Annotated in this window: 14 protein-coding genes; 8 read left to right on the forward strand and 6 right to left on the reverse strand. The window is 64.5% G+C overall.

What is annotated here, in order from left to right:
• The first annotated feature begins 39 nt into the window (after positions 1-39).
• On the forward strand, positions 40-594 hold the full coding sequence (locus JQ507_21630; GenBank protein QRI67566.1) for a septation protein IspZ: 555 nt from the start codon (positions 40-42) through the stop codon (positions 592-594).
• A gap of 80 nt (positions 595-674) precedes the next feature.
• The gene (locus JQ507_21635) at positions 675-971 is read left to right on the forward strand and encodes a hypothetical protein (GenBank protein ID QRI67567.1); all 297 of its coding nucleotides are present in this window, start codon (positions 675-677) and stop codon (positions 969-971) included.
• A 10-nt stretch (positions 972-981) separates the two neighbouring features.
• Here JQ507_21635 and JQ507_21640 read toward each other — a convergent pair whose 3' ends face one another.
• Both JQ507_21640 and JQ507_21645 read right to left on the reverse strand, forming a co-directional pair.
• Entirely contained in the window at positions 982-1,656 is a 675-nt protein-coding gene (locus JQ507_21640; protein QRI67568.1) for a DUF429 domain-containing protein, read from the reverse strand.
• A complete protein-coding gene (locus JQ507_21645; protein ID QRI67569.1) occupies positions 1,653-3,308 on the reverse strand; it encodes a fumarate hydratase in 1,656 nt (551 codons plus the stop codon). The genes JQ507_21640 and JQ507_21645 overlap by 4 nt, the downstream gene beginning before the upstream one ends.
• Positions 3,309-3,542: 234 nt before the next feature.
• On the opposite strand from JQ507_21645, the gene JQ507_21650 reads away from it, so the two are divergent.
• From JQ507_21650 to JQ507_21665, 4 genes are all read left to right on the forward strand, one after another.
• Positions 3,543-3,860 carry a hypothetical protein gene (locus JQ507_21650; GenBank protein QRI67570.1) on the forward strand — a complete coding sequence of 106 codons (318 nt, stop codon included), beginning with the start codon at positions 3,543-3,545 and terminating at the stop codon, positions 3,858-3,860.
• A gap of 105 nt (positions 3,861-3,965) precedes the next feature.
• The gene (locus JQ507_21655) at positions 3,966-4,427 is read left to right on the forward strand and encodes a hypothetical protein (protein QRI73453.1); all 462 of its coding nucleotides are present in this window, start codon (positions 3,966-3,968) and stop codon (positions 4,425-4,427) included.
• A gap of 193 nt (positions 4,428-4,620) precedes the next feature.
• Entirely contained in the window at positions 4,621-5,295 is a 675-nt protein-coding gene (locus tag JQ507_21660) for an isoprenylcysteine carboxylmethyltransferase family protein (protein QRI67571.1), read from the forward strand.
• Between the two features lie 13 nt (positions 5,296-5,308).
• A complete protein-coding gene (locus JQ507_21665; protein QRI67572.1) occupies positions 5,309-5,668 on the forward strand; it encodes a GFA family protein in 360 nt (119 codons plus the stop codon).
• 6 nt (positions 5,669-5,674) lie between these two features.
• On the opposite strand, the gene JQ507_21670 is transcribed toward JQ507_21665, so the two are convergent.
• Positions 5,675-6,382 (reverse strand): glutathione S-transferase, encoded by a 708-nt coding sequence (locus tag JQ507_21670; GenBank protein ID QRI67573.1) that lies wholly within the window; start codon positions 6,380-6,382, stop codon positions 5,675-5,677.
• Between the two features lie 191 nt (positions 6,383-6,573).
• On the opposite strand from JQ507_21670, the gene JQ507_21675 reads away from it, so the two are divergent.
• Together JQ507_21675 and JQ507_21680 are read left to right on the forward strand one after the other, a co-directional pair.
• A complete protein-coding gene (locus tag JQ507_21675; GenBank protein QRI67574.1) occupies positions 6,574-8,655 on the forward strand; it encodes an EAL domain-containing protein in 2,082 nt (693 codons plus the stop codon).
• A gap of 181 nt (positions 8,656-8,836) precedes the next feature.
• Entirely contained in the window at positions 8,837-9,244 is a 408-nt protein-coding gene (locus tag JQ507_21680) for a DUF3606 domain-containing protein (GenBank protein ID QRI67575.1), read from the forward strand.
• 159 nt (positions 9,245-9,403) lie between these two features.
• On the opposite strand, the gene JQ507_21685 is transcribed toward JQ507_21680, so the two are convergent.
• From JQ507_21685 to JQ507_21695, 3 genes are all read right to left on the reverse strand, one after another.
• The gene (locus JQ507_21685; protein ID QRI67576.1) at positions 9,404-10,078 is read right to left on the reverse strand and encodes a lectin; all 675 of its coding nucleotides are present in this window, start codon (positions 10,076-10,078) and stop codon (positions 9,404-9,406) included.
• A 150-nt stretch (positions 10,079-10,228) separates the two neighbouring features.
• Positions 10,229-11,188, reverse strand: a complete 960-nt coding sequence (locus JQ507_21690; GenBank protein QRI67577.1) for a TIM44-like domain-containing protein — start codon at positions 11,186-11,188, stop codon at positions 10,229-10,231.
• A gap of 244 nt (positions 11,189-11,432) precedes the next feature.
• The gene (locus JQ507_21695) at positions 11,433-14,012 is read right to left on the reverse strand and encodes a PAS domain-containing protein (GenBank protein ID QRI73454.1); all 2,580 of its coding nucleotides are present in this window, start codon (positions 14,010-14,012) and stop codon (positions 11,433-11,435) included.
• Positions 14,013-14,053: the final 41 nt, after the last annotated feature.

The following is a 14,053-nucleotide window of genomic DNA, read 5'->3' on the forward strand; positions in this document are numbered from 1 at the left end:
CAGAACATTCACTCGCCCGAGGAAACGGAAACCACGACGATGAAGCGCGTATTTGCCAGGCTCGCGAGCGACTTCCTCTCCACCATCGTGTTCCTGGTGGTCTATCTCGCCACCGACAACGTCCTGGTCGCCACCGGCGTTGCGATCGCCGGCGCGGTCGCGCAAGTGGTCTATGCGCGCGTCAAGGGACAGGCGCTCGGCACCATGACCTGGGCGAGCCTTGGGCTGGTGATCGTGCTGGGCGGCGCGACGCTACTCACCAACGATCCGCGCTTCGTGCTGGCCAAGCCCGCGATCGGCCATATCGCGATCGGCACGATCATGTTGAAGCGCGGCTGGATGCTGCGTTATCTGCCGCCGATCGTGACCGAGACCATTCCGGAATACGCCACCCTCGCCGGCTATGCCTGGGCCGGGCTGATGTTTATCCTCGCCGCCGGCACCATCGCGATCGCAGCGACCGGTGACATCAAGCTGTGGGCGTTCTACGTGTCGGTGGTGCTGGTCGGTGCCAAGATCGCCGCCTTCGCGATCCAGTATGTCGCCTTCCGCTTCCTGACCGGCAGCCGGCTGCGCGCCACGGCCCGCGCCTGATCGCCGCTAGCGGCGAACTAGGCGCAAGCAGCAAGATGGGTTATACCCGCGACGCTACAAATAACCGAGGGGATACATCAATGGCGGTGGACGGAAACTGGAATCTCACGATGACGACGCCGATGGGCGAGCGCAAGGCGACACTGTCGCTGGCAAGCTCAGGCGGCACGCTCACCGGCACGCAGGGCGCCGAGGGCAATTCCACCGAGATCTTCGACGGCACCGTGAACGGCGACGACGTCGCCTGGAAGGTTTCCATCACCAATCCGATGCCGCTGACGCTCGAATTCACCGGCAAGGTCGCTGGCGACGGCATCTCCGGCGAGATGGGCATCGGCCCGATGGGCAGTTTCCCCTTCACCGGCACGCGGGCATAAGCGCGATCTTCTAGAACCAGATCTGCATCGGCAGATCATGTCCATCCAGCGGCTGCGGTCCCTCCGGAACGCAGCCGCTTGGTTCATGGGCAGCCAACGCCACCGCGCAGGCATCCAGCACATCGTCGCGCTTCGCGCCGCTGCCGATCCGCGTGACGGTGAGCCAGCGATCGATCTCGCGGAAACCTGCTCGCTTGAGCAGCTTGCGACGGAGTGCATCGCCCTCCTCCGATTTCTTGCGCGGCAGCGGCGTGCCGCCGTTCAGCCGCAGAAACACCAGCTCAGGATGCACCTCGCGGATCTCGCGCGCGGCATTCGCACGCACGAACGCATCGACCTCCATGATCTTCGGCCCGAGGTGCCAGAGCTGGCGCGAGACGGCGGTCTGGCCGCGCCGCCGCGCTTCCTTGTTCGCCTTGTCGGGGTCTTGAAATTCCAGCCACAGCCAGCGCCGCGCACCGGTGAAGACGCGCGAGGTATGCGGGCGCAGGCGCGCGCGTGCGAGACGATCGCAGGCGCGCTCGCCGTCATCGGTCATGCCGATCGGGATATCGATCCCGGCACGATCGAACGGACGCGACAGCGCGTCCGCGACATCGCCGTGAAAGGAAAGTGTGCGGCGGTCGCCGTCGATGCTGACGGCGACCCAGCCCTTCGAAAAGCCGTCGAGGCCGACCGCAATCAACCCAGGTTCAATTCCTTGAAGAAATCGTTGCCCTTGTCATCGATGATGATGAAGGCCGGGAAGTCGACCACTTCGATGCGCCAGATCGCCTCCATGCCGAGCTCGGGATACTCGACCACTTCGACCTTCTTGATGCAGTGCTCGGCGAGGTTCGCCGCCGCGCCGCCGATCGAGCCGAGATAGAAGCCGCCGTGCTTCTTGCAGGCCTCGCGCACCGCGACGGCGCGGTTGCCCTTGGCGACCATCACCATCGAGCCGCCTGCGGCCTGGAACTGGTCGACGAAGGAGTCCATGCGGCCCGCCGTGGTCGGGCCGAACGCTCCGGAGGCGTAGCCGTCCGGCGTCTTGGCCGGACCCGCGTAATAGACCGGATGATTCTTGAAATAATCCGGCAGCGGCTCGCCCTTCTCCAGCCGCTCGCGCAGCTTGGCGTGGGCGGAGTCGCGCGCGACGATCATGGTGCCGGTCATCGAGACCCGGGTCTTGATCGGATATTGCGACAGCGTAGCGAGAATCTCCTTCATCGGCTTGTTGAGGTCGATCTTGACCACATCGCCGCCGAGCGATTGCTCGACTGCCGGCAGATACTGCGCCGGGTTGTGCTCGAGCTCCTCGAGATAGACGCCGTCCCTGGTGATCTTGCCGAGCACCTGGCGGTCCGCCGAGCAGGAGACGCCGAGCCCGATCGGCAGCGAGGCGCCGTGGCGCGGCATCCGGATCACGCGCACGTCGTGGCAGAAATACTTGCCGCCGAACTGCGCGCCGACACCGAGCGACTGCGTCATCTTGAGGATTTCCTGCTCCATCTCGAGATCGCGGAACGCATTGCCGTCGGCCGAGCCGTGGGTCGGCAGCGCATCGAGATAGCGCGCCGATGCGAGCTTCACCGTCTTCATGCAGAGCTCGGCCGAGGTGCCGCCGATCACGATCGCAAGGTGGTACGGCGGGCACGCCGCGGTGCCGAGCGTCAGCACCTTCTCCTTCAGGAACGCCAGCAGACGATCTTTCGTCAGCACCGAGGGCGTCGCCTGGAACAGGAAGCTCTTGTTGGCGCTGCCGCCGCCCTTGGCCATGAACATGAACTTGTAGGCGTCATCGCCCTCGGCGTAGATCTCGCACTGCGCCGGCATGTTGTTGGCGGTGTTCTTCTCCTCATACATCGACAAGGGAGCTACCTGCGAGTAACGCAGGTTGCGGCGCAGATAGGCATCGCGCGCGCCTTCGGAGAGCGCGGCCTCGTCGTCGCCGTCGGTGATGACGTTGCAGCCCTTCTTGCCCATGATGATCGCGGTGCCGGTGTCCTGGCACATCGGCAGCACGCCGCCGGCGGCGATGTTGGCGTTCTTGAGGAAGTCGAAGGCGACGAACTTGTCGTTGTCGCTGGCTTCCTTGTCCTCGAGGATCGAGCGCAGCTGCTTCAGATGGCCCGGCCGCAGATAGTGATTGATGTCACCGAAGGCGGCCTCGGAGAGCGCCCGCAGCGCCTCGCGCGACACCACCAGCATGTCCTTGCCCAGGACCTTCTCGACCCGGACGCCCTCGCTCGTCACCTTCTTGTAGGGCGTGGTGTCGGCACCGAGCGGGAACAGCGGGGTGTGCTTGTAGGGCGGAACGGGCTTCTGCTGGTCGGGAAAGGCTGAGGGGGCGTTCATGAGCTGCTCGTCGGTTTCGAAAGGCCCGGTCCGGCCGCGGGGCCGCCGGCAATGTAGAGCCGTTCTAAGCCTTTTTCGGACAAAGGAAAGGGAAGCCGGCCGTCTTCCAGCCATGCGCCGGAGCGGCAATCCACGTGCTAGGTTTCATCCCTCGGTAATCTCGGCTTGCCACAACGCTGTGCATTCGGCGGACACCGGACACGGAAACCACCGGGACGCCACCAGGAGGCCTTCATGAAGACAGCGCTTTTCTTTGGGTTTGCGGCGCTCGCCTTGCTGGTCGCGCTCCCGAGCGGCGCCGATGCAGCACGGCTCGGCAGGGCCTGCGGCGGCCTTGCCGGCGTGCAATGCAGCAGTCGCGGCCAATTCTGCCAGTTCAAACCCGGCAGCTGCGGACGTGCCGACCAGTCCGGCACCTGCGCGTTCCGCCCGACGATCTGCAACAAGATCTACAAGCCCGTGTGCGGCTGCGACGGCAAGACCTACGGCAATGACTGCGAGCGCCGCGCCGCCGGCGCCTCCAAGGCACAGGACGGCAAGTGCACGTCCTGACGGGCGGGCCATATTGACGCGCTGCGCGGGAGCCTGCATGTAGCTTCGCGTATTTTCGTACCGCGGGGGTATTTCGTGACAGCACCGTTGCGCCGACGCTTGCCTTTGGGCATCCGCTCCACCCTGCACGCCGCGCTGATCGCGCTGGCGCCGGCCTTCGCGGCAACACCCGCGCATGCCGATCCCTGCGTCGACATCGCAAAGCAACTCGCCGGCCAGATCGACGGGCTGAAGGTCAATTTCAGCGCCGCCAACATCACATACCTCACACACCCGGCCGCCAAGGAATTGTCGCTCGGCTGCCGCGGCAAGGATTATGCGATCGAGCTCTATGCCAAGACAGACCGCAAGATGAAGCCGGAGTTTTTCAACCTGGTCGGCTCCGCCACGGCGCTGATCTTCACCGTGCCGAAGGACGATGCCACCACGGGCACCTCACGCTGCCTGAAGCGCATGGGCATCCTGCGCGGCAACACCATCACGATGCGCTATCGCCGCCTCAACCTCGAATGCACGCGTAACAAGACCGACGCCTCGATCACGGTGCGGCGCGGCAACAACGAGTGATCCGTCAAGCTTCCCGGGTGACGCGCGGCCCCGTCGGATCGACATCCGGCGTCTCGCGGCATAAGCAACTACTTATTTAATATCGTTGCGGCCGACGCAGGAACGCCTCCCCCGCTCGTAAAGTTGATGGCTGCTACCGGATGTTTGCCGGAAAAACCGTACGATAATCGCCTCCGGAATCACGGAGTCGCCCATGATCGCAAAACTCCTCCTGCAGAATACGTTCTTCGTCCTCGCCATGGCCGCGCTGCTGTTTGCCTTCGCAGGCACGCTGCACTGGCCCGGCGCGTGGGCCTACCTGATCGCCTCGGCGCTGATCGGCCCGGCCTGCGGGCTGTGGCTTGCCAAGGTCGATCCCGGCCTCTTGGCCGAGCGCATGCGGCTCACCGCACGCGAGGGCCAGCCCGCCGAGGACAAGCGCTTCATGCTGGTGTTCCTGGTCATTGCCGTGCTGTGGTTCGTCGCGATGGGGCTCGATCGCCGCTTCGGCGGCGCCGATGCCGGCGTGCCGCTGATCGTGCTCGGCCTCGCACTGTATCTGCTCTCGACCGTGCTGATCCTGTGGGTGTTCCGCACCAATTCGTTCGCAGCACCGGTCGTCAAGGTGCAGACCGAGCGCCACCATCACGTGATCTCGACCGGCCCCTACGCGCTGGTCCGCCATCCGATGTATGCCAGCGTGATGCTGTTCTTCATCGGCGCGCCATTGACGCTCGGCTCCTGGTGGGGCCTTGCCTTCGTTCCGGTGTTCTTCGCGATGTTCGCGTTCCGCACCGGGATCGAGGAGCGCACGCTGAGGGCGGGATTATCAGGCTATGCTGACTATGCGGCGCGGGTGCGCTATCGTCTCGTGCCCGGACTGTGGTGAGGGACCGACCGTCATGGCAGAGAGCAAGATCTACACCGGCGGCTGCCATTGCGGCCAGGTGCGCTTCGAATGCACCACCGACATGGCGATGGTCACCGCCTGCAACTGCTCGATCTGCACCAAGAAGGGCCTGCACTTCGTGTTCATGCCGCCGTCGAGCTTCCAGCTCCGTGCCGGCGCCGAGAACCTGAAGGAGTATCTCTTCAACCGTCATGCGATCCGCCACCAGCTCTGCGTCGATTGCGGCGTCGACGTGTTCGCGCGCGGCAACAAGCCCGATGGTTCGGACATCGTGGCACTGAACGTCAGCTGCATCGACGGCATCGACCTGTCGAAGATCAGGATGACGCCGGTGGATGGACGGAACAGGTGACTGCGGTCACAAATCCAGCGCCTTGTAGCGCCGGAAAATCCCCTCCTCGTTGAACGGTATCCGCCGCTCGCTCGCCAGATACGCCTTGATGTTGGGCCGCCCGGCGACGCGGTCGCGCAGCGCGATCAGGCGCGGGACCTTCTTCTCGAACGCGGCCATCCGCTTCGGAAAGGCGTAGCGCAGGCCTTCCACGATCTGGAACAGCGACAGGTCGACGTAAGTGAGCCGGCGTCCGGTGACGAAGGCACCGCCGTTCGCCGCGACCAGGTCCTCGAAATAGCCGAGATATTTCGGCACCCGCGATTTCCAGAATTCTTCCGTGCGCTTCCTGGCCGGCGCCCTCTGGTCCTCGTAATACAGCGACGGGCCGAGCGGATGATGGGTGTCGTGGATCTCCAGCACGAAGTCCGCGATCGTCAGCTGCAGCTGGTGCACCCAGAGCTTGCCCGCCTCCGCCTTCGGCGCCAGGCCATGGCGCGCGCCGAGATAGAGCAGGATGTTGGCGGTCTGCCCGATCACGAGGCTGCCGGTTTTGAGGAACGGTGGCGCGAACGGCGGCGTGCCGTTGTCCGCGTCCATCATCTTCATCATGGCGCCGGTGCCGCCCTTGCCGCGGGCAACGTCGGTGTAGCCGGCGCCGGCATCTTCGAGCGCAAGACGGACATATTCGCCGCGGCCCTGGATCATCGGCCAGTAGTAAAGCTGATAGTGCATCACCGGTTCTCCTCGATTTCGTCATGACAAGCTTAACGAATCATTGCCGGGATCGTTCATGCTGGTGATAGCACTTACGAATTCTCAACGCTGTTGGTCAGCGTTCCGCCGGCCTTGGCAGATTCTCACGAGACGCGACGGTCCGGTTAACCGCTCCAACCTAGAATGCCTCACCGTAGGAAAATCGCAGCATGCCTGACGTCACGAGCAATAGTTTTGCCTATCACCAGATGCTGGTTATGTTCGCCGGTTCCGTCTGTCTGCTGGGGACTTGGGTCGGCATGCGCCATTTCGCCCGTGCCCGAGCCACTTCGGGCGCGACACGCATCGGCTGGCTGTTCATGGCATCCGTGGGCACTGGCGCGGCGCTTTGGGCATCCACCTTCATCTCAATCCTTGCGCTCGATCCATCTCTCAACAGCGGTTTTGCTCCGCTCTCGACCGGCATAGTACTGCTGATCGCCATCACGTCCTGCCTGATCGGCTTCGAAATCGGCAGCCGCCATTTCACGCTGGCGCCCGAAGCCGGTGGCCTCGTAATGGGCGTCGGCATCCTCGCGATGCATGTGGTGGCGTTCGAAGGCTGGTACGTCGTGGGAATCGTCGAATGGAATCTGTATGGCGTTGCGGTGACCTTCGTGCTGGGGCTCGGCCTGTCCGCACTCGCTGTAAACCGCGCCAATCGGCCGGTGACGCGCTGGTGCCGCCATGGCGCTGCCATCGTACTCGCCTTCATGGTCTGCACAATGCACTGGGTGTTGACGGCATCCGCATCCGTAGTGCTCGATCCCGCGATCGACTTGCCCGGTTACGTGATCCCGGCGCATATCCTCGGACTTGCCGTCGTCGGCACAGTTCTGCTGGTGATGGGCAGCGGATTTTCGACCTATCTCATCGACCTACGCGTGCGCACTGAATCGGCAGATCGCATCCATCAGCTCTCCTTCAACGACACCATGACCGGTTTGCCGAACCGTATCGCCTTCAACGAGCGGCTTAGCTTCGATGCGGCCGAAGCGCACGAGAAGGCACACAAGCTCGCCGCGTTCTCGATCGATCTCGACAGTTTCAAGGATATCAACGATGTATTCGGCCACGCCGTCGGCGACCTCTTGCTGATCGAGGTCGCAGGCCGCATGCGCGAGATACTTCGTCCCGGAGAATTCCTTGCGCGACAGAGCGGCGACGAGTTTCTCGGCCTGCAGATGTCCGGCAACCACCCGTCCGATGCGCAGGCGTTTGCGGAACGCATCGCCGCGGTGCTCGCCACGCCGTTCCGTGTGCACGACCATATCATCACACTCACCGCCTCGATCGGCTACTCGATCTTCCCGATCGACTCGCCGGAGCGTGAGCAGGTGCTGTCAAACGCCAAGCTTGCGATGCATCGCGGCAAGAGCAAGCAGCGTGGCCTGATCTGCCGCTATCAGCGCGAGATGGATGACCAGGCCCGCGCCAGGCGCGCGCTGGCCCGTGATCTGCAGACCGCAGCGCAAAACGAAGAACTTGTGCTGTTCTATCAGCTCCAGACATCGCTCGCGGATGGCGCGATCTGCGGCGCTGAGGCGCTAATGCGCTGGAAGCATCCGAACCGCGGCATGGTCTCGCCAGTGGAATTCATCCCGCTGGCAGAAGAGACCGAGGCCATCATCGGCATGGGAGAATGGGCTCTACGCCGCGCGTGCCTGGACGCGGCCAAAGGCAGAATTCCCGGTACGATCGCGGTCAACCTCTCACCGGTGCAGTTCAGCCGCGATAATCTTGCCGAGACCATCCACGCTATCCTGATCGAGACCGGGCTGTCGCCGAATCGGCTTGAGGTCGAGGTTACCGAGTCTACGATCATGTCGGACCAGACGCGCGGCCTGCACGTCCTGCGCAAGCTGAAGGCGATGGGCATTTCGGTTGCGATGGACGATTTCGGTACCGGCCATTCATCGCTGGCAACGCTGCATTCGTTTCCATTCGACAAGATTAAGCTCGACCAGTCGTTCGTGCGGCGTGTGCCCGAGGATGCCGCTGCAGCCGCGATTGTGCGCACCGTGCTCGCGCTCGGCGTCAGCCTCGGCATTCCGGTGCTCGCCGAAGGCATCGAGACACATACGCAATGGCAATTCCTCGCAAACGCCGGCTGCTCAAAGGGGCAAGGCTATTTATTCGCAAAGCCGGTGCCGCTCGAACAGATGTCGACCGCGATCGCAAAGGCCAATGAGCTGTTGCGCCACGACGCTCCAACGCCAGTCGCTGCACCGCGCCGGGCGCTGGCCGGATAGGGCATTCCGCGAACGCGAGATGAGACATGCAGTTACCTCCACAAACTTCACTGCATCGCGGCCCCTCACCGCAATCGTAGCCGGGCCGCGATGGGATCGTCCATCGTGCACGGGCCGGCTGTCCGAACTGCGCCGGTACTGCTAAGGTTCCGACGTCGAATCTTCGATGAAGGATCATCTTATGGCCGACGATAAGAAGAAGCGGGGCACGCAAGACCGTGCCCTGATCGCGTTGAGCGAGTCCTACGAAGTTGCGTACTGGTCCAAGAAGTTCAAGGTCACGCCGGCGAAGCTCAGGGCTGCCGTCAAGAAGGTCGGACATTCCGCCAGGAAGGTGGAAGCCCATTTCAAGGAGCAGCGCCACAGGGCCGCTGACCGCGCGCGGATCGCGATCCACGAGCCCTACGAGGTCCGCTACTGGTCGAAGAAGTTCAAGGTGACCCCTGCCCGGCTCAAGGCCGCCGTGGCCGAGGTCGGACATTCCTCGAAGAAGGTCGAGGCCTACTTCGCGACGAAGAAGAAAGCCGCGAAGAAAAAGAAGGCTGCGAAGAAGACCGTCAAGAAGGCTGCCAAGCGCAAGACGAGCTGAGCGCGTTCCATCATTGCAAGCCAACGGATCGCGCGAACGCGCGCCCGATGACAGGCCACGCGAAGCAATCCCTCGTACCGCATACACGCGGAAGGATGGATTGCTTCGTCGCTATCGTTCCTCCAAATGACGGATTGAATGGCCGCTACCGTCGTCCCCTCAATTCGCTGCGAAGCAGTACAGCAGGCCGTCGCCGCCGGTGCTCTTCAGGTCGGCCTGCGAGCAGCCGCCGTCGGGACCGCGCGAGGGATGCGACGTGTTCCAGGATTTTGACGGCTCGTCCTCGCGCAGGCCCTTGCGGTCGAAATGCCCGACCATGGCGGAACCTTGCGTGCTGCTCGTCCAGTTCTTGCAGGTGCGATCCTCGCCGGTCGCAAACGCAGTCCCGTCCGCCTGCGATCCCGTCAGCACGTCGTGACGGTTCGGCGTGTCGCCGGCACCGTTGATGACCTCGCCCTTCTCGGACAAGGCGGTCTGCTTCGTGAGATTATTGTCGGCGCTGTGCAGGTCGGCGACGTCCTTGGCGACCACGACGCCCTTCACGTTCTTCCACGGCCCCTTGCCGATGCGGTCGCGCGCATTGACCGCGGGGTTTCCATCGGCAGCCTGGGTCGAGAGATAGGCGCGCCACGTCTTCGGCGCACCGAAGCCCGCGGCTTGCGCCAGGGTCTGGCAATGATTGTCGGCGCCGGCGAGTCCGCCGAGATTGCCGCCATTGCCGATGCCGTTGCTGGTCACGAAGAAGCCGGTCTCGGCGGTCTGCGCGCTGGCCGGCGCTGCAGCCATGACGACGAACGCAAGACAGGCGGGAACCGCGATTTGAGCAACCTTCATTCCATCCTCCCGATGATTGTTATGGTCCGCTGACATCAACCCGTGCCCGGTCCGGATATTCCGGTGCCGCGACACTTCAATGAAACGTACAAAGCAAAAGCGCCGCGGACGATGCCGCGGCGCCTTGTGATTGTCATATCAGGACGTCGATCAGTTGGTCTGCTGGATCGCCGAAAGCTCCCAGTTGCCGCCGCGCTGGCGCACGAAGGTCCAGACCTCGGTGACCTCCTCCGGCTGCCCGCCGCTGACCTGGCGACCGGTGCCGCGTTCCAGCATCGTGTCGACCAAGGCGTAGCGCATCGCGACCGTCGCATATTCGCTGTCGCCTTCCCGCCAGGCTTCCGCCAGATCGCCCTGCAAGAGCTTCACATTGGTCACCTTGTTGGTGACGTTGCGTAGCTTGTTCCCCTCGAGGTCCTTCGAGAAGTACGACACCATTTCCGGAGTCGCGAGCGTGTGCAGCTTCGCAATGTCCTCGTTCGACCACGCGGTCTGGATGTCGCCGAGCAGCCGCTCGAACGTCTCATAGTCGGCAGGCGCGATCTCGACCGGCGCGTTCGACCCGCCGCCGAGGCCAAAGCCGAAACCCGAGCGGGCGTTCGCCTGCGGACCGGGGCCGACGTCGGGTCCGCCCGCGTAAGCGGCGGCCGGCGTATTGCGCCGCTGCCACCACGACATCGCGAGCCGGACCACGAGCACGATCAGACCGATCTGCAGAAGCAGGCCGAGCATCGACGACAGGCCGCCGAGACCCGAGAACAAGCCGCCGCCGAACAGCATGCCAAACAGGCCAGCCCCGAGGAAACCCGCGGCCAGGCCGCCGAGCAGGCCGCGCCCCATTCCGCCACGGCCGAGCAAGCCGCCGGAGTTCGCGGCCGCCGTCGAGTTCATCCCCGGGCTACCAGGCTGGCTGAAGGTGCGGTTCATCGGCGCAACCGAGCCCGGCGCGGTGCTGGTCGAGGGCGGCGCGGAGAATGTCCGCGAGCCGCGCGAGCCGCCACCGCCGACGCGGGCGTCGGCCGCCGAGACGGTCATCATCACAGGCAGCGCCAGCGCCATCGCGACGGCGATCGCCCGAACAATTCCACGCGTGCGTTGCGAGAAATTCATGTTGGTTTCCTCAAAGGATTCCCCGGCATGGGGAAACGCGCCCCTAAGATGGGCAGGGCTTGACAAAAGTGAAGCGGGAAACGGGAACCGCGGCTGCGGCCCTCGGTCGCGGCGATGTGACACTATGGGCCTTGTGGCCGCGACAACGCGTCCTAGCGCGAGATGCGACCCGGTTTCAATCGCAGTTGCATCGGAATTTCACCTCGCACTTGCGAGAAACGAAGGCAGTTGCGGCGGCAACCACCTAGTTCGCCGTCATGGTTTCCTTCACCGCGGCGACCAGTTGCGTCAGCGTGAACGGCTTCGGCAGGAACGCGAATTGCTGGTTTTCCGGCAGGCTCTTCTCGAACGCATCCTCGGCATAGCCGGAGACGAAGATGATCTTCAGCTCCGCATTGCGGCTGCGCATCTCCTTCAGCAGCGTCGGCCCGTCCATCTCCGGCATCACGACGTCGGAGACGACGAGATCGACGGCGCCGTTCTTCTCCTCGAATGCCTCCAGCGCCTCGACGCCGTTGGCCGCCTCGATCACGCTGTAGCCGCGCGAGCGGAGACCGCGCGCATTCAGCGCGCGCAGGCCGTCCTCGTCCTCGACCAGCAGGATGGTGCCCTGCCCGGTGAGGTCGGGTTTCGGATTGGCGGCTTCCGCGGCGACGGCTTCCTTTGCCGCGCCGTTGCCGACTTGCACCTCCGGTGCGACCTCCTGCTCCTGGCGATGCCGGGGCAGATAGATCCGGAACGTGGTGCCGCCGCCCGGCACGGAATCGACATAGATGAAGCCGCCGGTCTGCTTGACGATGCCGTACACCGTGGACAGGCCGAGGCCGGTGCCCTTGCCGACTTCCTTGGTCGAGAAGAACGGCTCGAAGATCTTGTCGATGATCTCGTGCGGAATGCCGGTGCCGGTGTCCGCGATCTCGATCTTGACATAGTCCGCTGCCGGCATGCCCTTGTTGGCGAGTTGGACGGTTTCCTCGGTCGGCACGTTGGCGGTGCGGATGATCAGCTTGCCGCCGTCGGGCATCGCATCGCGCGCGTTGACCGCGAGATTGACCACCACCTGCTCGAATTGCGAGACGTCGACCTTCACCGGCCACAGATCTCGGCCATGCACGAGATCGAGCTTGACCTTCTCGCCGATCAGCCGGCGCAGCAGCATGGTGAGATCGGACAAAGCATCGCCGAGATCGAGCACCTGCGGCCGCAGCGTCTGGCGGCGCGAGAACGCCAGCAGCTGTCGCACCAGCGTCGCGGCGCGGGTGGCGTTCTGCTTGATCTGCATGATGTCCTGGAACGACGGGTCGGTCGGCTTGTGCGCGTTCAGCAGGAAGTCGTTGGCCATCATGATGGCCGACAGCACGTTGTTGAAGTCGTGCGCGATGCCGCCGGCGAGCTGGCCGACCATCTCCATCTTCTGCGACTGGTTGATCTGGTTTTCCAGTGCGCGCCGCTCGGTGGTCTCGAGCATGTAGACGATCGCGGTCTCGGCGTCGCGCTCGTCCTTCTCCACGGTCGTGACGAAGAACTGCGCGAAGCGCTCCTTGGGCCCGTCGAGCATCACCTCGACCGGCGCGATATCGCCCTGCCCTTCGGCAGCCTGGTTGATCGCGGCGATCAACAGGCCACGGTCGCGCGGGTTGACCGCGCGGAAGATCGACTTGGCCGCGCCGCCGTCGCCGTTCAGCCCCTGCGCCAGCTTGGCATAGCGCGCATTGGCGCCGACCACGTTGCCGCCGCGGTCGACGGTCGCGATCGCCATCGGCGTATGGTCGAAGAAGCGCATGAAGCGCACCTCGGCGGCGCGCTCCGGATCGGAATGCTCGTCGCGGGCGCGGCTGATCACCAGCGTGCGCGAGGCGCCCGCCGCGCCGTCGGCGCCGAAGGCGAGCTTGTGATAGAGCCGCACCGGCACGGTCTTGCCGCCGCGCATCCGCAGGTCGATGTCGAACACCTCGGTCTTGACCTCGCCCGGCACGGCCGCGATCGAGGTCAGCAATGCCGCGCCGTCGCCCGACACGATGTCGGTCAGCTTGAGGCCGCCTGAGCCGATCTCGGCCAGATCGTAGTCCAGCCAATTCGCCAACGTGGCGTTGACATAGGCGATCTCGCCGGCCGGATTGACCGAGAAGAAGCCGCACGGCGCATGATCGAGATATTCGATCGCGTGCCGCAGCTCCTGGAACACATCCTCCTGGCGCTCGCGGTCGCGGGTGATGTCGGCGATCGACCACACCGCATATTTGGCGTCGCGCTTGCCTTCGCCGAGCGGGCGGACCCGCAGCCGCAGCCAGCGGCCTTGTCCACTACCCTGCCCGGCCTCATGCCCGGCGACGCGGACCTCCTCCTGCTGCCGCTTGCCCTCGCGCGCGGCCTTCAAGAGGCGGAACACCGCTTCGGAGACATCGGGGTTGCCGATGAAGACGCGCTCGACCGGACGAACGTCCTGCGGACCGGCCGCACCGGTCAACGTCAGATAGGCGGCGTTGGAATAGACCACGTGGCCGCGGGCGTCGGTGACGACGAGCCCTTCCTGGGCCTGGTCGGCGATCCGCGCCATCACCGGGTCGTCGGTGGCGCGGTCGGAGAAGCGGATGATGCCTGCGGCCAGGGCGAACAGGTTGAACAGTCCGGCGGTGGCAAGCAGGGCCAGCACGCCGAGGATATAGGGCTGTGCCTGGGTACGGCCGATGGTCATGAGCCAGACCGCCACCGCGACGATGCCGATCGCGATCAGCACCACCAAGAGGATGCTGCCGCTCCGCCGGGCTGGCCCGTGAGCCACGAACGGCTCGGTCACGGGAGGATCGTTGCTATCGGCGGTCATCTGGAGAGACATGGCTCGTCTGCATCACGAAGGCGACCGGC

The organism is Bradyrhizobium sp. PSBB068, from assembly GCA_016839165.1.
GTDB lineage: Bacteria > Pseudomonadota > Alphaproteobacteria > Rhizobiales > Xanthobacteraceae > Bradyrhizobium.

What these genes read in the sequence shown, in the direction of transcription:
- JQ507_21630 (QRI67566.1), top strand. Translation starts at nt 40, where the DNA reads ATGAAGCGCGTATTTGCCAGGCTCGCGAGCGACTTCCTCTCCACCATC.
- JQ507_21635 (QRI67567.1), top strand. Translation starts at nt 675, where the DNA reads ATGGCGGTGGACGGAAACTGGAATCTCACGATGACGACGCCGATGGGC.
- JQ507_21645 (QRI67569.1), bottom strand. Translation starts at nt 3,308, where the DNA reads ATGAACGCCCCCTCAGCCTTTCCCGACCAGCAGAAGCCCGTTCCGCCC.
- JQ507_21650 (QRI67570.1), top strand. Translation starts at nt 3,543, where the DNA reads ATGAAGACAGCGCTTTTCTTTGGGTTTGCGGCGCTCGCCTTGCTGGTC.
- JQ507_21660 (QRI67571.1), top strand. Translation starts at nt 4,621, where the DNA reads ATGATCGCAAAACTCCTCCTGCAGAATACGTTCTTCGTCCTCGCCATG.
- JQ507_21665 (QRI67572.1), top strand. Translation starts at nt 5,309, where the DNA reads ATGGCAGAGAGCAAGATCTACACCGGCGGCTGCCATTGCGGCCAGGTG.
- JQ507_21670 (QRI67573.1), bottom strand. Translation starts at nt 6,382, where the DNA reads ATGCACTATCAGCTTTACTACTGGCCGATGATCCAGGGCCGCGGCGAA.
- JQ507_21675 (QRI67574.1), top strand. Translation starts at nt 6,574, where the DNA reads ATGCCTGACGTCACGAGCAATAGTTTTGCCTATCACCAGATGCTGGTT.
- JQ507_21680 (QRI67575.1), top strand. Translation starts at nt 8,837, where the DNA reads ATGGCCGACGATAAGAAGAAGCGGGGCACGCAAGACCGTGCCCTGATC.
- JQ507_21685 (QRI67576.1), bottom strand. Translation starts at nt 10,078, where the DNA reads ATGAAGGTTGCTCAAATCGCGGTTCCCGCCTGTCTTGCGTTCGTCGTC.
- JQ507_21690 (QRI67577.1), bottom strand. Translation starts at nt 11,188, where the DNA reads ATGAATTTCTCGCAACGCACGCGTGGAATTGTTCGGGCGATCGCCGTC.
- JQ507_21695 (QRI73454.1), bottom strand. Translation starts at nt 14,012, where the DNA reads ATGACCGCCGATAGCAACGATCCTCCCGTGACCGAGCCGTTCGTGGCT.